Raw genomic sequence first — 20787 nt, 5'->3', positions numbered from 1 at the left:
GACGCGAACGCCCGGCCCCTTCGGCAGGGGCCGGGCGTTCGCGTCGGTGTGCGGCCGACTGCTACCGCTGCCGGTTGTGCTTCGCTCGGAGTTCGGAGACCTCCAGGAGCTCGGTCTCGTCGTGCGGCGTCAGGTCGACCACCTCCGGGCGGGCGTGGTCGGGGCGCACGTCCGTCTGCACCGGCTGCGCAGCGGGCGGGACGGCGGGCTCGGCAGCCGTCCCGGCCGCCCCGGGGACGGCGTACCGGACGCTCTCGGCCATGGCCTCGTCACCGACCACGTCCGCCAGATCGGCCCGCTCGCCCAGTTCCGCCACACCACCCGTGGCAGGCAGCGGAGTTGCCGGACGAACCGCGCCGGGACGCCCGAAGAAGCTGAACCCCGAGGACCGGCCGGCCCCCTGCGGACGCGGACGCTGCTGCCCGGCAGGAGCGGCACCGCCCTGCGCGGCGGCACCCGCCGCCCCGAGCATCCGCGGCGGCACCGCAGCCGGGACGACCCGGGGCTGCGGCACCGCAGCCCGCTCGGCCGTACCACCGTCCGACTCCGGCCGCGGCACCGACAGCGCCGGACGGGCCGGCAGCGGGCCGACCACCGACAGCGCGGGCTGGGGCGCAGCCGGCGCGACGGGAGCAGCGGGCGTGGCGGGACCGGCCATCCGCTCGGCCCGAGCGGGCAGGTCGGACGCGGCGGACACCGGCAGGTCCGTGGCCGCGGGTCGGGCCGGCTCGGCGGACGCGGCGACCGGGGCGAGCCTGCGCGCCAGTCCCCCACCCGGCCCGGCGGGCACGATCGAGCCGGCCGTACCGTCCTGAGCGGCCGCTGCCGCCGCGGGCGCCACCAGCAGCGCGGGAGCGGTCGGCACCACCGGAACGAGCCTTGCCGCACCCGCCGCCGAAGCCGGCACCGCCTGCGCCTTCGGCCGCAGCTCCAGCTGCGCCCGCACCGCGCCCTCCCGGTCCACCGCGGCCCGTTCGGCCTTCCGCTCCAACTGCCGCAGTACGGCCGCAGCGCGGACGTACGCCGCCGGAGTGGCCGGGTACTCGGGCCGGGCCTGCGCGAGTGCCCGCTGGGACGCCTCCGCCTCCTTCATGGCCTGCTCGGCGACGGCGACCGCGCGCTCCCGGAGCAGCCGGGCGATCTCCGTCTCGGCCTTGGCCAGCCGAGCCTTCTCGGCGGTCAGCCGGCGGCCGAAACGGGTGGCCCGCTCCTCTGCCACCTCGGCGGCGTACTCGGCCTCGGCGATCTGCTCCTCGTACCGCTCCTCGGCCACCAGCCGGCGCTTCGCGGCCGCCTCGGCGGCCTGTTTGGCGATCCGGTCCCGCTGGCGCAGCAGTACGGCCATGCCGACCGCGCCGAAGATCGCCGCCACTCCGACCGACCGGACCAGCGGCACATCGGGACTGACCACCAGTGCGAGCAGTGCTGCAAGGACGAGGGCACCCGCTGCGATCGGAGGTGCGGCCCGGCCGAGGACGGAGGATTGACGGTGGCGTCCACGTGACATGCCAAAGAAACTAGCGTGCGAATTGGGACCCTGTCAGCCGCGACACTCTTTCGGGTCTTGACAGCGCGCCAGAACCACTTCAGGTACCCGAACCACCACCTGACGTCACGACAGTTTCGCGGCACGAACCACCGGACCCACCGAGACTTCGACCACCGAGACTTCGACCACCGAGGCCCCGACCGCCGGGAAGCCGGCCCGCCGGGAGCCCGCACGTCCGCCGCCGTCCGCCCAGCGGGGCGTGGCCGTCCGCTCAGCGGGGCGTGGCCGCCGGCCCGGACGGATCGTCGTGGTCCTCGGGAAGCCGGCAGACGCGCTGCAGCCAGAGCCCGGCGGCGACCACCCCGGCCCCCGCCAGCACCGCGAACCCGGCCGTCACGGCCTGCTGCTTGCGGGCGGTGACGTCCAGCAGGCCGAGCAGGAAGACGCCGACGCCGCCGTAGACGCCAGTCACCACCGCCGCCACCAGCGCGCTGGCCTGGCCGAGGACCACCGCCCGGGCCGCGCCCAGCGGGTCCACGCCCTTGGCGCCCGGCTGGCGCTCCCGCATGGCCTTCAGCCGGCTCCGCAGCGAGATCGCGGTGGCGAGCAGGACCACGGCGACCACGGCCAGCACGATCGGCGCGGCCGTGGGAACGCCGGGCAACTGGCCGAAGGAGTCCCAGAGCTTGGCACCTGCCCAGGAGAGCACCGCCGCCACGATGGCGATACCCAGGAGCAGGCGGAGGCGGAGCGGCTTCACTGGGACTTGAGTCCTTCCCGGCGTGTGCGACGGCTTGGGGTGCCCCGGCCGACGGCCGAGGACGGATTGACGGACGGCCTCGCCGGCGCGACGCCACAGGCCACCGTACCCGGGTCCGACCCTTCCGATCACTTACTCGTACGGCCGACCCCCGCCGCGAAGTTCCCGCCCCAGCGCGCACCGCCCCTCGCGTGCCCCGGCCGCCGCCCGACCGGACGGCAGCCGCACCCGGCCCCTCGCTCCGCACGGGAGGTGCGGCCGGACGCTCTCCGGCCCGTACGGAGCCCCCGAGGACGCTCCGCGCCGTCGCCACCGAACGGTGCGGCCTACTCCGGCAGCCGCAGCTGGATGTCCTCGCGCCGCCAGACCGCCGTCCCGGCCTCCTCGCCCAGCCCCTTCAGCAGGTCGGCGACCCGGCCGTGTCCGGGCACCTCCCCGTCCGGCTCGGCGTCCAGCCACGGCGCGAGCACGAAGGCCCGCTCGTGCGCCCGGGGGTGCGGCAGCAGCAGCTGCGGGTCGTCACTGGTGACGCCCTCGTAGGCGAGGATGTCGACGTCAAGGGTGCGCGCGCCCCAGCGGACGGTACGGACCCGGCCGAAGGCGTCCTCGATGGCGTTGGCCCGCTCCAGCAGCGAGCCGGGTGGCAGCGTGGTGCGCAGCACGACCACGGCGTTGTAGTAGTTCGGCTGCTCGGCGGGGCCGCCGACGGCCTCGGTCTCGAACACGCCGGAGACGGCGGTGATCCGGACGCCGGGAGTGTCCTCCAGCGCGTCCACGGCACCCTGCAGGGTCTCCAGGCGGTTGCCGAGGTTGCTTCCGAGTGCGACAACGGCGTTCCGCGGGTTCTGCAGGGTCGAGTCGGCGCTGTCGACTCGACGCTCCAGGTCGAAGGCGCTCGGCAGGGCGGTCGGGTCGGTGCTCATCGGTATCCCTCTACGGCTCGGGCTGCGGGACGTTGAAGGGTACGCGTCATACGCGCCCCCGGTGAATGGTGACGGTCACATCGTCGAAGGGGACGGTGATCGGGGCGTCCGGCTTGTGCACGGTCACCTCGACCTCCTCCACCGCCTCGTGCTTGAGGCACTGGTCGGCGATCCGCTGGGCCAGGGTCTCGATCAGCTCGACCGGCTCGCCGGCGATGATCGCGGTGACCTCCTCGGCGACCATGCCGTAGTGCGCGGTGCGGGTGAGGTCGTCGCCGGCGGCGGCCGGACGGGTGTCCAGGAACAGCACGAGGTCGACCACGAAAGTCTGGCCCTCGATGCGCTCGCGCTCGAAGACGCCGTGATGGCCCCGGGCACGCAGGCCCCGCAGGGTGACGCGGTCCAGCAACTCACTTCTCCCACCTGAACGACCCCGCCCGGAGCGGGCAGGGTGGCGGGCCGGGTCGCCCGCCGCAATCGAATCTACCTGCGAGCCCCCGCGGACCTGGACCGTCTTACCCGGCACAACCGCCCGTCACGCGCACCGGATCGGCGATTGACGTGAACGTTGGGGTCCACCCGCGGAACAGGTGCACCCCGTCCGGTCACACCTTGCGAAAACGGTTCGCGATCAGTCGTCGTCCTCGTCGTCACCGCTGGTCAGGACGGGTGAACCGTGGTGCGACCAGAGTTTCCAGCCGTCCGCCGTGCGACGGAACAGGTTGGTTGAGACGACCTTCCCGCCGATCAGCGGACCGAGCTCGCCCTCCTCCTCGGCCTCGCCGCCGGAGAGGATGTTCTCGGTGCACGTGACAAGTGCCACATCGCCCTGCAGTTCGACCTCCACGTCGGTCAGGAAGAACTGGATGTACTCCGTGTTCATCATGATCAACATGTAGGAACGGGTGACCTGGGCCCGGCCGCGCAGCACCGGCCAGCCGGGGTGGACGCAGATCACCCCGCCCTTGTCGTCGGCCTCGCCGGCACCCAACCAGATGGACTCGACGGCCTCCAGGTCACCGTTCTCCAGCGCCTCGTAGAGCGCCCGGTTGGCCGCCAGGACGGCTTCCCGGTCCAGCTCCAGCGCCGCCTCGCGGCCCGTGTCGCTCACCCTGCCGTCACCCGCCATGCTTCCTCCAGAGCCGCACCAAGCCCCCTACCCCCTCCTCGCCGCCGCCCGCTGCCAGGCCGCGGCCACGCGTACGGCGTCGGCCGTGCCGGCCACGTCATGGACCCGGACCGCCCACGCACCGGCCTGGGCCGAGAGCGCCGAGATCGCCGCGGTGGCGTCGTCGCGCTGCCGGGCCGGGCGCGGCTCCCCGGTTTCCGGGTTGGCGAGCAGCGTACCCAGGAACCGCTTGCGCGAAGCGGCCACCAGCACCGGGCGGCCGAGCGCGGTGAGCGCGTCCAGGCGGCCGAGCAGGGCCCAGTTGTGCTCGCTGGTCTTGGCGAAACCGAGGCCCGGGTCGAGGATCAGCTGCTCCTCCTTCACCCCTGCGGCCAGCAGCGCCTCCATCCGCTGGGTCAGCTCGGCGGCGACCTCGGTCACCACGTCCCGGTACACGGCGAGGCTGTCCATCTCGGCGGACTGGCCGCGCCAGTGCATCAGCACGTACGGCGCGCCGGTGTCCGCGACCACCTGGGCCATCGAGGCGTCGGCCAGACCGCCGGAGACGTCGTTCACCAGCCGGGCCCCGGCGGCGACCGCCCGTTCGGCGACGCCGGCCCGCATGGTGTCGATGCTGACCACCACCCCGGCCGCGGACAGCTCGCGGACCACCGGGATCACCCGGCGCAGCTCCTCCTCCTCGGTGACCCGGTGGGAGCCGGGACGGGTGGACTCACCGCCGACGTCCACCAGGTCGGCACCGCTCGCCGCGAGCCGCAGGCCGTGCGCGACGGCGGCGGCGGGATCGAGCCACATGCCGCCGTCGGAGAACGAGTCGGGGGTGACGTTGACGATGCCCATGACCGCACAGCGGTCGAGCTGGGGGAGCCCGGGAAGGTGGATCATACGGCCATTATCGAGCTGTCCCTGGCCGGGAAAGCGATGACGGCTGACAGATTTCAGAATCCGTCAGCCGTCATCGGTCATTCACTACCGGTCATCGGTCAGCCGTTGCCGGATCTCCGTCATCGGTTCTCCCTCACCGGTTCCGTCACCGGCCATCGGTCACCGCATACCGGACGCCGGTCGGCCCGGCGCCGCACACCACGCGGCGCCGCACCCTCACGCGGCCTCGGTCACCGAACCGAGCTGCGCCTGCTCCGGCATCAGCCCCTGGCGCTGCTTCTTCCGGCCGAACTTCGGCATGCCGAGCGTGATGAAGGCCTCCGCCTGCATCACGGCGAACCCGATCCGCGGCAGGTCCCGGGTCTGCGGGTAGACCAGGAAGCGCGGCTCCCAGACCGGCTGGAACTTGGCGTTGAACTTGTACAGCGACTCGATCTGGAACCAGCGCGACAGGAAGACCAGCAGCCCGCGCCAGGCGCGCAGCACCGGCCCGGCACCGATCCGCTCACCGCGGGCCAGCGCCGAACGGAACATCGCGAAGTTCAGCGACACCCGCTTGATGCCCAGGTTCGGGGTCTCCTGCAGCGCCGCCACGATCAGCAGCTCGTTCAGGCCGGGGTCGGCAGCCCGGTCACGCCGCATCAACTCCAGCGAGATGCCGTCCTTGCCCCAGGGCACGAAGTGCAGCACGGCCTTCAGGTCGCTGCCGGGCGCGCCCGCGGGTTCGCCCTCCTCCGGAGCCTTGTGCGCCGTGACGACCACGCCGTTGTCGTCGCTCGGGTCGCCGAAGCGACCCAGCGCCATCGAGAAGCCGCGCTCCGTGTCGGTACCGCGCCAGCGGGCGGCCGCGTCGGCGACCTGCCGCTTCTCCTCCAGCGTCAGGTCGGAGACCCGGCGCACCTTGCAGCTGTAGCCGTTGCGCTCGATCCGCTTCACCATCTGGCGGACGTTGCGCATGGCACGTCCCGACAGCGAGAACGCGGAGGTGTCCACGATCGCCTCGTCGCCCAGCTCCAGCGCGTCCAGCCCCGCCTCGCGGGTCCAGACCTCGCCACCGACCTCGCTGCAGCCGACCACGGCCGGCACCCAGGCGTGCTCACGGGCCTCCGCCATGAAGACCTTGATCGCACCCGGCCACGCCTCGACGTCGCCCACCGGGTCGCCCGAGGCCAGCATCACGCCGGAGATCACCCGGTAGGAGATCGCCGCCTTGCCGGTCGGCGAGAACAGCACGCTCTTGTCCCGCCGCAGCGCGAAGTACCCGAGCGAGTCGCGCGCCCCGTGCCGCTCCAGCAGCGCCCGGACCTTCTCCTCGTCCTCGGGGGTCAGCTCCGGCTTCGGCTTCTCCGGCCGCAGCGCCAGGTACGCCGAGACGAAGGCCGTCATCAGACCCAGCGCACCGAGCGAGTACGCCACCAGGTCGGTGACCCGCTCGGTGTGGTACCGGACCGGGCCGTCGAAGCCGAACAGGCCGTACACCGTCTCCTTGAGACGCTGGACGAAGGTCGGGTGTCCGACCTCGGAGCTCGGGTGGACGCTCACGATAACCATGCCGAGCAGCACGCTGAAGGCGCCCATGACGATCAGGTTGAGCAGGGCCCGCCAGCGGGTGCGCGGGTCGGCCTTGGCGTAGAACTCGCGCCGGTGGATCAGGACGACCGCGAACAGCGCCACCGACACCACCGCCGGGCCGATCTGGTGCCAGCGCAGCACGTGCAGCGCGGCACCGACCGGCAGCAGCACCACGACCGCCCGCCAGGCACGCCGCTTGCGGCGGCGCAGCGCGTGCGCCAGCAGCACCAGCAGGGTGCCGACCATCAGGGTGCCGACCGCGGCCAGCGTGGTGGTGCTGCCCGGCAGCTGCCCGGCCCAGCTGTGCACCCGGGTGTGCCGAAGCCGGGGGAAGACGGCGCTGGCGATGTCCAGCAGACCGATCAGCAGACAGGCGTATCCGACGGCTCCCGGCAACCAGGCGCGGGGGACGGAGGCAGCTTGGTTGCGCAGCGTCTGCAGGCCCCGCCGACGGGGCTGCTCGGGTGACGGCTCAACGGACACGGGAACGCTCATGGAAGCTCAGCGTAGAGGCTGGAACGGGCTGTCCCGTCACTCCCGGGGAGGAGCTGTGATGGACCTTCATGACTATTCCTTGGTTTGGCAATCCGTTCATCAAGGAAGCATCCCCAGATGGTAATTTCCCGGGGACATCCCTGCGGTGCGGACGCCTCGGGGACAGGGACGCCGCTCGGACGGCGAGTCCAGCGGGACGGCTGAACGGCCGGACGGCGGCGATGGCAGGTGGGTGGCCCAACGCCGACACGCTGCGTCACGGGACGCCCCGCACGCGCGCTACACACGCTGGACGCCGCATTCTAGAGCTTCGGTTGCACCCTCCGCAGCGGGCACGACAGCGCCGGCACCCGCCTGCGACGGACCCGGGCGGCGCATCCCCGCTGGCTGCCCCCAGTCCACCGCCCCACGATGAACCTTGGCCCCACTGCTGCCCAAGGGAGGGCGAATCCGCATGGAACTGACCAGCAGTGCGCTCGTGTGCTCGCTCGCCGCGCTGGCAGCCGCCTCCCTGGTCTGCACCCTCTGGCTGTGGCCCCGGCTCGCCCGCCAGCGCCCGCTCCCGATGCTCGGCCGAGTCGGCCTGCTGGCGGTCATTCAACTCTCGGTGCTGGCCGTACTGGCGCTGTCGGTCAACAACTCGTACGGCTTCTACACCTCGTGGAACGACCTGCTCCACCCGGGCCGCGCGCCGCTGACCCTGGCGGGCTCCGAGCACACCAGGGGCGCCGCGCCGAAGACCGCCGGCCTGGTCCGACCGACCACCGAGGGCGGGCTGGAGACGGTCAAGGACCTGCCGCAGGGCAAGCCGGAGGAGGTCGGCCGGGTGGACTCCGTCAAGGTCACCGGCATCGACTCCGGCCTCTTCGACCAGGTGTTCATCTACCTGCCGCCCGAGTACTTCATCCCCCGCTACTCCCGGGTCCGCTTCCCGGTGCTGCTCACCCTGGCCGGCTACCCGGGTCCCTCGCTCCACCTGGTCGAGGGGCTGCGGGTGCCGCAGACCGCCTGGGACCTGGAACGGACCGGCCGGATCTCGCCCACCGTGATCGTGATGGCCCGTCCGACCGTCGCCCCGCCGCGCAACACCGAGTGCGTGAACGTCGCCGGCGGCCCGCAGACCGAGACCTGGTTCGTCAAGGACCTGCCGGACGCCCTGCGCGCCAACTACCGGCTCAGCCGCTCGGCCGACTCCTGGGGAGTGCTCGGCTACTCCACCGGCGGCAGCTGCGCGTTGCGCCTGGCCATGCGCCACCCCGAGGCCTACACCAGCGCGACCGGCATGCACGCCGACTACCAGGTGCCCGACGACCGCTGGACCGACGGCGACCTGTTCGGCGGCGACCAGACCGACGTCCAGCACAGCGACCTCAACTGGCGGCTGCAGAACCTGCCCGCCCCCGGTGTCTCGCTGCTGGTGGTGAGCACCAGGACGGAGGAGGACTTCGCCCAGACCCAGGCCTTCCTCGCCAACGCCAAGCACGTCGCCGACGCCCACCCCGAGTTCCGGGTGGACTCACTGGTGCTGGACGACGGCGGCCACAGCTTCGAGACCTGGCGGCGCGAACTGCCGACCGCACTGGAGTGGATGAGCGACCACCTCAAGCCCCCGCAGGACCGCGAGCCGCGCCGGTAGCGGCCGCGGCCCGGGACGCCCTCCCCCGGCCGGGTGATTCCCCCACCGGCCACCGGCCGACGGGCCGCCACCTGGGAACGTCTCCCGGCCGACCGGTTCCCCAGCAGACGCCAGGAGGTCAGATGCTCAGCTCCCGCTCGCTCTTCGACGAGATCTACCGCAACGACGAGGCCTACCGCCTCTTCTGCAGCATCGCGGCCAGCGGCGAGGACCAGGGCGGCTGGGAGAACGAGCGGATCCAGGCGCTGACCACCGATCCGGTACTGGCCCCGAAGATCGGGCGGCACGGCGCCGACGAACGCAAGCACGGCCGGATCTTCGCCCAGCTGCTGCACCGGCGCGGCCTGGAGAAGATGTCCGTCCCACCGGACACCGACTACTGCATGCTGCTGGAGCGCCAGGGCATCGGCCTCTCGCACGAGCGGCTCAACTCCGAGGTCCCGCTGACCGACCGCGAGATCATCACCTATCTGGCGCACAGCCGGGTCACCGAACAACGGGCCGCCGAGCAGATGCGCCAGCTGGTGAAGGCGTACGACGGCAACCCCGAACTGGCCAGGGCCATGCGGATGATCTCCGCTGACGAGGACAACCACCTCGCGTACTGCCACGAGGAGCTGCTCCGCCTCGCCGCCGAGGGCCACGGCCCGTACATCCGGCACGCCCTGGAACACACCGCGCGCGGCGAGATCCGCACCCACCACGATGTCGGCCTCGCGGTACTGCGGGCCATGGCGCGGATCCTGGGCTGGCCCCGCTGGCAGGTCGCCGTCCTGACCTCCGGCGTCCATGCCCTCTACCTCTACGACCTCACCCTGGGCCGCCGCCGGATGGTCCGCCTCCGGATGCCGGTCAAGCGCGACGCGCTCGGCTCCGCGGGCCGGGACTAGCGGCGGCGATCAGGCCCCCAGGGGCACGGACACACCGCTACGCCCCGGCGCGCACTCAGCGCCCGATGATCAGGCTCATCGCCTCGGCCCGGGTGGCGGGATCGCGCAGCTGCCCCCGCACCGCCGAAGTGATCGTCTTGGCCCCGGGCTTGCGGATGCCGCGCATGGACATGCACATGTGCTCGCACTCGACCACCACGATCGCGCCGCGCGGCTCCAGGATCCGCATCAGCGCGTCGGCGACCTGGCTGGTGAGCCGCTCCTGCACCTGCGGACGGCGGGCGTAGACGTCCACCAGCCGGGCGAGCTTGGACAGACCGGTGATCTTGCCGCTGGTGGACGGTATGTACCCGACGTGGGCGACGCCCTGGAACGGGACCAGGTGGTGCTCGCAGGTGGAGAACACCTCGATGTCCTTGACCAGCACCATCTCGTCGTGGCCGAGGTCGAAGGTGGTGGTCAGCACGTCCTCGGGCTCCTGCCAGAGGCCCGCGAATATCTCCTTGTAGGCGCGCGCGACGCGGGCGGGCGTCTCCTGCAGGCCCTCCCGGTCCGGATCCTCACCGACCGCGATCAGCAGCTCTCGAACAGCCTTCTCGGCCCGCGCCTGATCGAACGCACCGACTGGCACGGACTGGTCGAGAGTCACCGGGTCGATCATGCGTGCCTCGCTTGTGGTGGTTGGGTAGGCGGTCCTAGCAGCACGAATGCCGCGCCTCCAGGGTACAAACCCCGGTGACGCGGCATCCATTCCGTACGAGTTGCTCAGCTCTCCGTCGCGCCGTCGCCGGCGACCGGCGGTAGCTTCAGGATGTCCACCTGGGTGGTCTCCGCGGCGGCGGCGATGCCGTTGGTCAGCGCCAGCTCCTTGGGCGACTGCACCGGCGGGCGGGTGGAGGGCGTACGGCGGGCGGAGCCGGTCCAGGCCGGGCGGGCCGGGCGCTTCACGATCGGAGCGAAGATCTCGGCGATCTGCTCCTTGTTCAGCGTCTCCTTCTCCAGCAGCTCGAGCACCAGGTTGTCGAGCACGTCGCGGTTCTCGACCAGGATCTCCCAGGCCTCGTTGTGCGCGTTCTCGATGAGCTTCTTGACCTCCTCGTCCACCAGCCCGGCGACCTCCTCGGAGTAGTCGCGCTGGTGGGCCATCTCGCGACCCAGGAACGGCTCGGAGGAGTCCGAACCGAACTTGATCGCGCCGAGGCGCTCGCTCATGCCGTACTGGGTGACCATCGCGCGGGCGGTCGCGGTGGCCTTCTCGATGTCGTTCGAGGCGCCGGTGGTCGGGTCGTGGAAGACCAGCTCCTCCGCCGCGCGCCCGCCCAGCATGTACGCCAGCTGGTCGAGCATCTCGTTGCGCGTGGTCGAGTACTTGTCCTCGTCCGGCAGGACCATGGTGTAGCCCAGGGCCCGGCCGCGGGACAGGATGGTGATCTTGTGCACCGGGTCGGCGTTCGGGGAGGCCGCCGCGACCAGGGCGTGACCGCCCTCGTGGTACGCGGTGATCTTCTTCTCCTTGTCGGACATGATCCGCGTGCGCTTCTGCGGACCCGCCACGACGCGGTCGATCGCCTCGTCCAGGATGACGTTGTCGATCAGCTTCTTGTCCGAACGGGCCGTCAGCAGGGCGGCCTCGTTGAGGACGTTGGAGAGGTCGGCACCGGTGAAGCCGGGGGTGCGCTTGGCGACGGCCGAGAGGTCGACGTCGGGCGCGATCGGCTTGCCCTTCTGGTGGACCTTGAGGATCTCCAGGCGGCCCTGCAGGTCCGGGCGGTCGACGGCGATCTGCCGGTCGAAGCGTCCGGGGCGCAGCAGCGCCGGGTCCAGGATGTCCGGGCGGTTGGTGGCGGCGATCAGGATCACGCCGCCCTTGACGTCGAAGCCGTCCATCTCGACCAGCAGCTGGTTGAGGGTCTGCTCGCGCTCGTCGTGGCCACCGCCGAGGCCCGCACCGCGGTGCCGGCCGACGGCGTCGATCTCGTCGACGAAGATGATCGCCGGGGCGTTCGCCTTGGCCTGCTCGAACAGGTCGCGGACGCGGGAGGCACCCACACCGACGAACATCTCGACGAAGTCGGAACCGGAGATCGAGTAGAACGGCACACCCGCCTCGCCCGCGACGGCGCGCGCGAGCAGGGTCTTACCGGTACCGGGCGGACCGTAGAGCAGCACGCCCTTGGGGATCTTGGCTCCGACGGCCTGGAACTTGGACGGCTCCTGCAGGAACTCCTTGATCTCGTGGAGCTCCTCGACCGCCTCGTCCGCACCCGCGACGTCCGCGAAGGTGGTCTTCGGGGTGTCCTTGGTGAGCAGCTTGGCCTTGGACTTGCCGAACTGCATGACCCGGGAGCCACCGCCCTGCATCTGGTTCATCAGGAACAGGAAGACCAGCACGACGCCGACGATCGGCAGCATCGACAGCAGCAGGCTGACGAAGGTGGACTGCTTCTCGGGGCTGATCGTGTAGCCCTCGGGCAGCGCGCTCTTGTCGCCCGAGTTGATCTGGGCCTGCAGCGTGTTTGCCACGGCCACGCCCTGGTCGCCGACGTACGACGCCTGGAACTTGCTGCCGGACGGCGCCTTGCCGCCCGTGCCGGCCGAGGGCAGCTTCGCGCCGTCCTTCAGCTGGATCTTGATCGTGTTCGAGTCACCAGTGGTGATCTGCGCCGACTTGACCTGCTTGGCATCGATCGCCGCGACGACCTGCCCGGTGTCCACCGTCTTGTAGCCGTTCGAGTCCGAAACGACCTGCATCAGCACGACAACGGCGAGGACGGCCAGCACGATCCACATGATCGGCGCACGGAAGTATCGCTTGACGTCCATCCATGCGGGGCGGTGACGCCCCGTCCCTCCTGCCACTCAACGGCGCTGCACGGCTATCGGCCGTCGGCGCATCCGGTATGTGCTCATGAGAAGAGCGGTTAATTGGACCGTACCGCAGGCACCCCCGCTCACGGCGAGAGCTGGGCGGCACGACGTATTTTCCTACCCCCGCTCAACGGGCGGGAACAGCGACCTGTTCCCACCCGTCGCCCGAACGGTGTCAACCGTCGGACGGCTGATGGTCAGCCGCCGTAGACGTGCGGGGCCAGGGTGCCGATGAACGGCAGGTTGCGCAGCTTCTCCTGGAAGTCCAGGCCGTAGCCGACCACGAACTCGTTGGGGATGTCGAAGCCGACGTACTTGACGTCGATCTCGACCTTGGCCGCGTCCGGCTTGCGCAGCAGCGTGCAGACCTCCAGCGAGGCCGGACCGCGCGAACCCAGGTTGCCGAGCAGCCACGACAGCGTCAGGCCGGAGTCGATGATGTCCTCGACGATCAGCACGTCGCGGCCGGCGATGTCGGTGTCCAGGTCCTTGAGGATCCGCACCACGCCGGAGGACTTGGTGCCCATCCCGTACGAGGAGACCGCCATCCAGTCCATCGTGACCTGCGAGTGCAGCGCCCGGGCGAGGTCGGCCATGACCATCACGGCGCCCTTGAGCACACCGACGATCAGCAGATCCCGCCCGGCGTAGTCCCGGTCGATCCGCTCGGCCAGCTCAAGCAGCTTGGCGTCGATCTCGTCCTTGCTGATGAGCACCTTCGCCAGGTCGGCGCCCATGTCGTTCTGATCCACCGGGGATACGTCCTCAAACGTTCGGGGTCCTGTTTCGGCGGCGGCCCCGCGACCTACTGCTCAGTTGTCGCTCTGTCGCCGAAAGACCAGCGTGCCACACCTTCGGGTGACCTCGACGCCCCCGGGTAGGTGTAGCGGCCCCTGACCGCGCCAACCGGTGATCAGCTGGTCGACCGTCTCCAGGTGCCTGGCGAACAGGTCACCGCCCGGGCAGCCCGCCCGCAGTGCGGCCCGGCGCAGCACCCGGCGGCGGACCGCGGGAGGCAGTTCGGCCAGCTTCCCGGCGTCCAGTGTGCCTTCGCCCGTACGGAGGTCGCGCTCCGCCAGGGCCGCCCACTGATCGAGCGCATCGGCGTCGTCACGGAACAGCCGGGCCGTCCTGGCCAGCGCCTCGACCACCCCGGCGCCAAGGTGCTTCTCCAGCACCGGCAGCACCTCGTGGCGGACCCGGGAGCGGGTGTAGGCCGGATCGGAGTTGTGCGGGTCGTCCCAGACCGGGATGGACTGCGCGGCGCACGCCTGGCGGGTGGCGGCCCGGTCCAGCTCCAGCAGCGGGCGGCGGTAGCGACCCTTGTGCGCGGGCATCCCGGCGAGCGACCTGGCCCCGGAGCCGCGTGCCAGGCCCAGCAGGACGGTCTCCGCCTGGTCGTCCCTGGTGTGCCCGAGCAGTACCGCGATCGACCGGTGGCGCTCGGCGGCGGCGTCCAGCGCGGCGTATCTCGCGTCGCGCGCGGCGTTCTCCGGGCCGCCCTGCTGGCCCACCTCGACCGGGATCACCTCGACCGGGTCGAGGCCCAGCTCGCGGAGCCGGGCGGCGACCTGCTCGGCGCGTTCGGCGGAGCCCGGCTGCAGGCCGTGGTCGACGGTGACGGCCCCGACCCGCAGGCCCAGCTTGGGTGCCTCGAAGGCGGTCGCGATGGCCAGTGCCATCGAGTCGGCGCCGCCGCTGACCGCCACCAGCACCAGCGGGGAACCCGGTGCGGCAGGGGTGCGGGGCAGCCCGGAGGGGTGGCGGCGGGCGTTCCCGATCAGCCGGGTGGTGGCGGCACCACCGGCGCTGGTGGCCGCGGTCACGGTGACCGGCGCGGGCGCTGCGGACGCGGGGCGGGTGCGGGGAGCCGGGGCGGTGAGGCTGACGCCGGCCTCGGCGGCGAGCTCGGTGAGGGCACGGCGGACGGCGAGACGTATCGCCGCGACGGCAGGGTGTGGGCCCACGGTGAGGCACTCCTAGCAGCTGGGGGACGGAGCGGGGCGGTGAGGGGCCGGCCGGGCGTGACACCCTGTCAGCTTTCGGTCACCAGGTGCTCACAGATGGTCGCAGAATCCGGGCATCGGCTACGCCACCCGCGCCACCGGTACGACCACGGTCCCACGTACGGGTGAATGCAGAAACGTTTCACCACCCCCATCTGTACGCCTGCACCACTCGTGCGGGCTCCCCGCGGCCGGACCGCACGCCCCGGGGCGCGGAACCGCGCGGCGAAGGCACGCGCCGCGCCGGACCGCGCGGCACCACGCCCCCTGCAGTGCCGCCTTGGGGGCACGCCCCAGGCGCGGGCCGCCCCGATCGCGCACCGGCCCCGCGTCGGCCCGCGGCTCAGCCGGTGACCCGGGCGACCCAGGCGGCGGGGTCGTGGATCTCGTCCTTGGTCGGGAGCGTGTTGGGGGAGGTCCAGACCCGGTTGAAACCGGCCGTGCCGACGCGGTCGACCACGTCCCGGACGAAGACCGCGCCGTCCTGGTACTGGCGCAGCTTGGCGTCCATGCCGAGCAGCCGCCGCAGCACCAGGTCGAGCCGCCCACTACCCCGGTCCCGCCGCTGCTGGAACTTCTCCCGGATCTCCGCAACGCTCGGCACCACCGCCGGGCCGACCCCGTCCATCACCACGTCGGCGTGCCCTTCGAGCAGCGACATCACCGCTGTGAGCCGGCCGAGGATCTCCCGCTGCTCGGGCGTCTGGACGAGTTCCAGGAGGGTGGTGGGCGCCGAACCGTCACCCCGGCCGCCGAGTCCCGGCAGACCGCCCCCCAGGGCGTCCCTGATCCGTTCCAGCAGCGCGGCCGGGTCCACGTCGGTCTGTGCCAGGAAGGATTGCACCTCGGCCTGGATGTGGTCGCGCAGCCAGGGGACGGCGGTGAACTGGGTGCGGTGGGTCTCCTCGTGCAGGCAGACCCAGAGGCGGAAGTCGTGCGGGTCGACGTCCAGTTCGCGTTCGACGTGCACGATGTTCGGCGCCACCAGCAGCAGCCGGCCGGGGCCCGGCGACAGCTGCCCGGACCCGTCCGCGGCGAACAGCGCGGCCGGGCTGTCCGGGGTCGCCGGGGAGCCGGCCGACGGACCGGGCTCGGCCGGGGCGAAGGTCTCGTACTGGCCGAGCACCTTGGTGGAGAGGAAGGCCAGCACCGCGCCGACCTCGACACCGGTCGCCTTCTCGCCGATCGAACCGAAGACGGCCGCTCCGGCCGAGTCGCGGCGGCGCGCCTGCAGCTTGTCCACCAGCGGCTGGACGATCGTCCGGAAGCCCGCCACGTTGGCCCGCACCCACCCCGGGCGGTCCACCACCAGGACGGGGGTGCCGGCCGCCGCCGCCAGGCTGCTGGAGCGCATGCCGGTGAACTCGCGTACGTGCTCCTCCGCCGCGAGCGCATGCCTGCGCAGTTCGGAGACCACCTCGCGGGCCTGTTCCCTGGTCACCTCGGGGCCCGGCCGGGCCAGCCGGGTCGCGGTCGCGACCGCGAGTTCCCAATCGACCATGTCGGCACCGCTGCTCGCGCTCGTCATGCCATCACCGTACGTGCTCTCCGCGGCCTGGGGGAGACACCCGTGGATCGTCCCGTGACGGCACCACTCCGGGGAGGCGGGGAAGCGGGCGCCACGCACGCGGCGGGGCTGCCCGATTGCCGACCGGCCGTCACCCCGGGGTGGCCCCACGGTCGCTGACGGACTCGCCCGGCGGGCCTACCGGCAGCCGCAGGCGGCCAGCCGGGCGGCGGCGCGGTCGGTGGCGGCGCGGGTGGCGGCGCCGTCGGTGCTCTTGTTCATGAAGGCGAAGACGAGCACCCGGCCGTCCGCGTCGACCACCGTGCCGGCCAGGGTGTAGACGCCGCTGTCGGCGAGGGTGCCGGTCTTCGCCCGGACGATCCCGGCCGCTTCCTGCGCGCCCGAGGAGGCGCCGAACCGGGTGCGCAGGGTGCCGGTGAAGCCGGCGATCGGAAGGCCCGTGAGGACCGGCCGCAGTTCCGGGTGTTCGGGCGAGGCGGCCACCGAGAGCACCCTGGCGAGGACCAGCGGTGAGATCAGGTTGCCGGTGTACAGCCCGCTGCCGTCGCCCAGGACGACCCCGTTCATCGGTACGCCCAGCTTCTGCAGGGCCTCGGTCACCGCCGCCACCGCGCCGTCGAAGCTGGCGGGTTTGTGGGCGGCGAGCGCCGCCTGGCGGGCCAGGGCCTCGGCCAGGGTGTTGTCGGAGGTGGTGAGGGTCCGCTCGACCAGCCGGGCGATCGTCGGCGACTTCACCTCGGCGAGCTGCTGAGCGCCCTGGGCGGCCGTGGCCTGCTGCGCCTTGCCTTCCACCGTGATGCCCTGGGCCTTGAGCAGGCCGGCGAAGGTCTCGGCGGCCTGGTCGGCCGGGTCGGTGTAGCGCGAGGGGGCGTCGATGGTGGCCGTCGGGTCGGTCTTGCCCTCGTCGGCCATCAGCGGGGTCACCGGGGCGATGTTGGCGTAGTCGTTCTCCCTGTGCAGCAGCGGGCCGTTGTAGAGCGAGGTGTCGTAGCCCAGCTTCACCGTGCCGGTGCCGGCCGCCTTGAGAGCGGTGGCGGTCTGCCGGGCCAGTTCGGCGAGCGAGGCCGGGGCCGTTTCGGCGTCCACCGGCAGACCGCCGACCTGGATCCGGTCCGCGGGCAGCGCGGAGAGGGTCGGGTCACCACCACCGACGAGGGTGACCTCCCCGGGAGCCGCGCCCTTGACGACCCTGGTGGAGATCCGGGTGTCGGCCGGGATCAGCGAGAGGGCGGCGACGGCGGTGAGCAGCTTGGTGGTGGAGGCCGGGGTGGCGGGCGTGTTCTCGCCGGAGCCGTACAGGAGCCGGCCCGTGCTGCCGTCGGCGATGGCGAAGTTCAGCCCGCCCAGGCCCCTGTCCTGCAGGACCTGTGCCAGGTCGCGCTGGAGACCCGCTGTGGTCGGCAGCGCGTCGGCCCCGGCCACCGGGGCGGCGAGCACCACACCGCCGGTGGTGGCCGCTCGCGCGGCAGCCGGGACGCCCGCCCGGTTCGCGGCGGCCCTGGCGCTCGTGTCACCGGCCACGCCCCGCGCCCGGTCCGCCGCCGGGGAGGGGCGGGCGAAGGCCCGGTCGCCGCCCGAGGAGAGCCCGCCCGTGGCCAGCGCCACACCCAGCACCCCGGCCAGCGCTGCCCTGCGTCGGCGTCCCACCCCTGCGCTTCGCTGCACCGACCCGCCCCTTTCCTGAGCACACCTTGCCGTAGGAGACACTTGGATTCTGTCAGTCCCTACCTTGGAGGAACCGTTGGAGTTCGACGTCCTGATCGAGATCCCGAAGGGCTCGCGCAACAAGTACGAGGTCGACCATGAGACGGGCCGGCTCCGCCTCGACCGCATGCTCTTCACGTCGACCCGCTACCCGGCCGACTACGGCTACGTCGAGGGCACCCTGGGCGAGGACGGCGACCCGCTGGACGCCCTGGTCCTCCTGGAGGAGCCGACCTTCCCCGGCTGCCTGATCAAGTGCCGTGCCATCGGCATGTTCCACATGACCGACGAGGCCGGCGGCGACGACAAGCTGCTGTGCGTCCCGGCGACCGACCCGCGCTGGAAGCACCTGGGCGACATCCACGACGTCCCGGAGTTCGACCGCCTGGAGATCCAGCACTTCTTCGAGGTCTACAAGGACCTCGAGCCCGGCAAGTCGGTCGAGGGCGCCAACTGGGTCGGCCGCGACGAGGCCGAGGCCGAGATCAAGGCCTCGATCAAGCGCCTGGAGGAGAAGGGCGGCCACTGAGTCCTAGGGCTCAGGGGTCTCGTCCTTCGGGGCTGCCCGGCCGGGGCGAGCAGCGGTGCTCGCCCCGGCCTTCTGCTGCCCTCCACCAGTCGGCCCGCTGTCCCCCTTGGCCTTTCGCTGCCGTCCTCCGGCCGGCCCGCCGCGCTCTCCCCGGAACTTTCCCACCTTTCCAGGACCGGGCCGGAGGAGCAGACTGGGCAGGGGCGTTTTCCCGACACCGTGTCGGCAAGAATCCGGCAGGGGAAGCGACGATCCCCGCCCGCAGCCCCGACCGGACCGGAGGCCCGAATGCCCAGCCATGAGCAGCCCCCCGCCTTCTCCGCCGTACTCCGCGCCGCCAGCAGCGCGGAGCACGAGGCCGCCGAGCACTCCTCCTTCATGTCCCACCTGCTCGGCGGGCGGCTCGGCCGCGACGCGTACGCCGAGCTGTCGGGGCAGCTCTGGTTCGTCTACCGGGCGCTGGAGGGCCGGGCGGCCGAGCTGGCACGGCATCCGGTGGTGGGGCCGTTCATCGACCCCGCGCTGTTCCGTGCGGCCGCGCTCGAACACGATCTGGAGCACCTGCGCGGCCACGGCTGGCGGTCCACTCTCACCCCGCTGCCCGCCACCGCCGTGTACGCCGCGCGGATCGAGGAGCTCGCCACCGACTGGCCGAACGGCTACCTCGCCCACCACTACACCCGCTACCTGGGCGACCTGTCGGGCGGCCAGATCATCCGCGGTGTCGCCGAGCGGACCTGGGGCTTCGAACGCAAGGGCGCCGGCGTCCGCTTCTACGTCTTCGAGGAGGTCGGCAACCCCGCCGCCTTCAAGCGCGACTACCGCGCCGGGCTGGACGCGGCCGGGCTCGCCATGGACGAGGTCGAGCGCCGCCGGGTGGTCGACGAGTGCAAGCGCGCCTTCGCCCTCAACAGTGCCGTCTTCGCCGACCTCGACACCCGCTACCCGCTCAGCGCCTGACCCCGGGCGCGGCCACCGCCCCGCCGACGGGGCAAGGCGGCTGGGCGGCCGGCCGACAGGACCGGGCGGATCAGTCCTCGCTCTCCAGGCGGAACCCGACCTTGAGTCCGACCTGATAGTGCCTGATCTGCCCGTCCTCCAGGTGCCCGCGCACCTGGGTCACCTCGAACCAGTCCAGGTTGCGCAGCGTCCGGGCGGCCCGGTCGATTCCGTTCCGGATCGCGGCGTCGACACTCTCCTGCGAGGAGCCGACGATCTCGGTGACGCGGTAGATGTGGTCGCTCATGGCGGTCTCCTGGGTACCTGAGTAGCGGCACGGCTCCCCCGCTCCACCGTGCCGCACCCCGCCCCGGCCCGCACCCGGGACGGCCCGGGCACGGGCTTCGGAGGGCCCGTCAGAAGGCCGCCCGCACCTCGCCGACCACCGCACCGCCACCGTGCAGCGGCGCGGTGCCGATCCGGTCCAGCACCTCGTGCCGGACACCGAGCCGCTGCAGCGCCTCGGCCAGCACCGGCCCCCGGGCCCGCTCCGCACCGTCGTCGATCTTGAAAGCGAGCGCCTGCCCGTCCGCCAGCGCGACCACCTGGACGGCCTCGGCCCCCATCTTGGACAGCGCCCCGGGCACGGCCCGCATCAGCCAGGTGTCGGCGCGGCGGGTGCCCGCCACGTACTCGGGGTGGGCGCGCATCGCGTCGGCGACCCTGCGCTGCGGGGTGCCGGGCTCGGCGAGCACCAGCGCGCGGTAGGCCCGGGCCAGGCCGGTGAGCGAGACGGACAGCAGGGGGGCGCCGCAGCCGTCCACGCCCAGGTGCGCCGCGCTCTCGCCGGTGGACTCCGCCAGGGCCTCCCGGGCCAGCTGCTGGATCGGGTGCGCCGGGTCGAGGTAGCTCGCGGTGTCCCAGCCGTTGGCGACGCAGGCGGCCAGCCAGCCGGCGTGCTTGCCGGAGCAGTCCATCATGATCGGGCTGCGCTGCCCGCCGCTGCCGAGCAGCGCCTCCGCCTCGACCTGGTCCAGCGGGAGGTCGGCAGGGGTCCGCAGGGCGTCCTCGCTGAGGCCGGCGCGCCGCAGGATCTCCCGCACGGCCTCGCGGTGAAACGGTTCTGCAGAGTGGCTGGAGGCCGCGAGCGCCAGCAGCTCCCCCTCGATCGGCAGACCGGCGCGCAGGGTGGCCACGGCCTGGAACGGCTTGGCGGTGGAGCGGGGGAAGACCGGGGCGTCCGGGCGGCCGAGGGCCAGCTGCACCGAGCCGTCGGGCGCGAGCAGTACCAGCGAGCCGTAGTGACGGCCCTCAACGAAACCGGAGCGTATGACCTCGGCGAGGACGGGCAGGACGGCAGCAGACTGCGACATCGGTGAAGCTCCACGATGAGGGTGGCCGGAAAACGATCGGTGTGCGCCGGCCGCCCGCCCC

Annotated in this window: 19 protein-coding genes; 4 read left to right on the top strand and 15 right to left on the bottom strand. The window is 72.3% G+C overall.

The window, feature by feature from the left end; all coding sequences use genetic code 11:
* Positions 1 to 61 precede the first annotated feature (61 nt).
* The 7 genes from ACZ5ON_RS13270 to ACZ5ON_RS13240 form a co-directional block, all read right to left on the bottom strand.
* Positions 62 to 1507, bottom strand: a complete 1446-nt coding sequence (locus tag ACZ5ON_RS13270; protein WP_465590243.1) for a hypothetical protein — start codon at positions 1505 to 1507, stop codon at positions 62 to 64.
* Positions 1508 to 1760: 253 nt separating this feature from the next.
* Complete coding sequence (locus tag ACZ5ON_RS13265) at positions 1761 to 2249, bottom strand: DUF3180 domain-containing protein (RefSeq protein ID WP_465590239.1); 489 nt, start codon at positions 2247 to 2249, stop codon at positions 1761 to 1763.
* Positions 2250 to 2575: 326 nt separating this feature from the next.
* Entirely contained in the window at positions 2576 to 3172 is a 597-nt protein-coding gene (gene folK, locus ACZ5ON_RS13260; protein WP_344637778.1) for a 2-amino-4-hydroxy-6-hydroxymethyldihydropteridine diphosphokinase, read from the bottom strand.
* 46 nt (positions 3173 to 3218) lie between these two features.
* Positions 3219 to 3578, bottom strand: a complete 360-nt coding sequence (gene folB / locus ACZ5ON_RS13255) for a dihydroneopterin aldolase (RefSeq protein WP_465590661.1) — start codon at positions 3576 to 3578, stop codon at positions 3219 to 3221.
* 225 nt (positions 3579 to 3803) lie between these two features.
* Positions 3804 to 4301 carry a nuclear transport factor 2 family protein gene (locus ACZ5ON_RS13250; RefSeq protein WP_465590236.1) on the bottom strand — a complete coding sequence of 166 codons (498 nt, stop codon included), beginning with the start codon at positions 4299 to 4301 and terminating at the stop codon, positions 3804 to 3806.
* A 27-nt stretch (positions 4302 to 4328) separates the two neighbouring features.
* Positions 4329 to 5186, bottom strand: coding sequence for a dihydropteroate synthase (gene folP / locus ACZ5ON_RS13245; protein WP_465590234.1), 858 nt, complete (start codon positions 5184 to 5186; stop codon positions 4329 to 4331).
* A gap of 216 nt (positions 5187 to 5402) precedes the next feature.
* Positions 5403 to 7253: a phosphatidylglycerol lysyltransferase domain-containing protein gene (locus ACZ5ON_RS13240; protein ID WP_465590231.1), complete on the bottom strand. Its 1851-nt coding sequence runs from the start codon at positions 7251 to 7253 to the stop codon at positions 5403 to 5405.
* A gap of 454 nt (positions 7254 to 7707) precedes the next feature.
* Between ACZ5ON_RS13240 and ACZ5ON_RS13235 the strand changes: the two genes are divergently transcribed.
* Entirely contained in the window at positions 7708 to 8889 is a 1182-nt protein-coding gene (locus ACZ5ON_RS13235) for an alpha/beta hydrolase (protein ID WP_465590228.1), read from the top strand.
* A 122-nt stretch (positions 8890 to 9011) separates the two neighbouring features.
* On the top strand, positions 9012 to 9779 hold the full coding sequence (locus tag ACZ5ON_RS13230; protein WP_465590225.1) for a ferritin-like domain-containing protein: 768 nt from the start codon (positions 9012 to 9014) through the stop codon (positions 9777 to 9779).
* Between the two features lie 55 nt (positions 9780 to 9834).
* Here the strand turns inward: ACZ5ON_RS13230 and folE are convergent, their stop codons facing one another.
* The 6 genes from folE to dacB all read right to left on the bottom strand — a co-directional run bounded on the left by folE (position 9835) and on the right by dacB (position 17846).
* A complete protein-coding gene (gene folE, locus ACZ5ON_RS13225; protein WP_465590222.1) occupies positions 9835 to 10440 on the bottom strand; it encodes a GTP cyclohydrolase I FolE in 606 nt (201 codons plus the stop codon).
* Between the two features lie 104 nt (positions 10441 to 10544).
* Positions 10545 to 12602, bottom strand: a complete 2058-nt coding sequence (ftsH, locus tag ACZ5ON_RS13220) for an ATP-dependent zinc metalloprotease FtsH (protein WP_465590219.1) — start codon at positions 12600 to 12602, stop codon at positions 10545 to 10547.
* Positions 12603 to 12844: 242 nt separating this feature from the next.
* Positions 12845 to 13399 carry a hypoxanthine phosphoribosyltransferase gene (gene hpt / locus ACZ5ON_RS13215; RefSeq protein WP_045306241.1) on the bottom strand — a complete coding sequence of 185 codons (555 nt, stop codon included), beginning with the start codon at positions 13397 to 13399 and terminating at the stop codon, positions 12845 to 12847.
* A 60-nt stretch (positions 13400 to 13459) separates the two neighbouring features.
* On the bottom strand, positions 13460 to 14614 hold the full coding sequence (tilS, locus tag ACZ5ON_RS13210) for a tRNA lysidine(34) synthetase TilS (protein ID WP_465590215.1): 1155 nt from the start codon (positions 14612 to 14614) through the stop codon (positions 13460 to 13462).
* 382 nt (positions 14615 to 14996) lie between these two features.
* On the bottom strand, positions 14997 to 16181 hold the full coding sequence (locus ACZ5ON_RS13205) for a zinc-dependent metalloprotease (protein ID WP_465590212.1): 1185 nt from the start codon (positions 16179 to 16181) through the stop codon (positions 14997 to 14999).
* 177 nt (positions 16182 to 16358) lie between these two features.
* Complete coding sequence (gene dacB / locus ACZ5ON_RS13200) at positions 16359 to 17846, bottom strand: D-alanyl-D-alanine carboxypeptidase/D-alanyl-D-alanine endopeptidase (RefSeq protein WP_465590209.1); 1488 nt, start codon at positions 17844 to 17846, stop codon at positions 16359 to 16361.
* Between the two features lie 76 nt (positions 17847 to 17922).
* On the opposite strand from dacB, the gene ACZ5ON_RS13195 reads away from it, so the two are divergent.
* Positions 17923 to 18414 (top strand): inorganic diphosphatase, encoded by a 492-nt coding sequence (locus tag ACZ5ON_RS13195; protein WP_465590206.1) that lies wholly within the window; start codon positions 17923 to 17925, stop codon positions 18412 to 18414.
* Between the two features lie 288 nt (positions 18415 to 18702).
* Entirely contained in the window at positions 18703 to 19374 is a 672-nt protein-coding gene (locus tag ACZ5ON_RS13190; RefSeq protein ID WP_465590203.1) for a biliverdin-producing heme oxygenase, read from the top strand.
* Between the two features lie 70 nt (positions 19375 to 19444).
* On the opposite strand, the gene ACZ5ON_RS13185 is transcribed toward ACZ5ON_RS13190, so the two are convergent.
* Together ACZ5ON_RS13185 and ACZ5ON_RS13180 are read right to left on the bottom strand one after the other, a co-directional pair.
* Complete coding sequence (locus ACZ5ON_RS13185; protein ID WP_465590200.1) at positions 19445 to 19660, bottom strand: dodecin; 216 nt, start codon at positions 19658 to 19660, stop codon at positions 19445 to 19447.
* Positions 19661 to 19769: 109 nt separating this feature from the next.
* The gene (locus tag ACZ5ON_RS13180; protein ID WP_465590197.1) at positions 19770 to 20726 is read right to left on the bottom strand and encodes an asparaginase; all 957 of its coding nucleotides are present in this window, start codon (positions 20724 to 20726) and stop codon (positions 19770 to 19772) included.
* Between the last annotated feature and the right edge of the window lie 61 nt (positions 20727 to 20787).

The organism is Kitasatospora sp. NPDC032150 (assembly GCF_055579945.1).
This window is presented reverse-complemented; position numbering and strand designations above follow the sequence as displayed.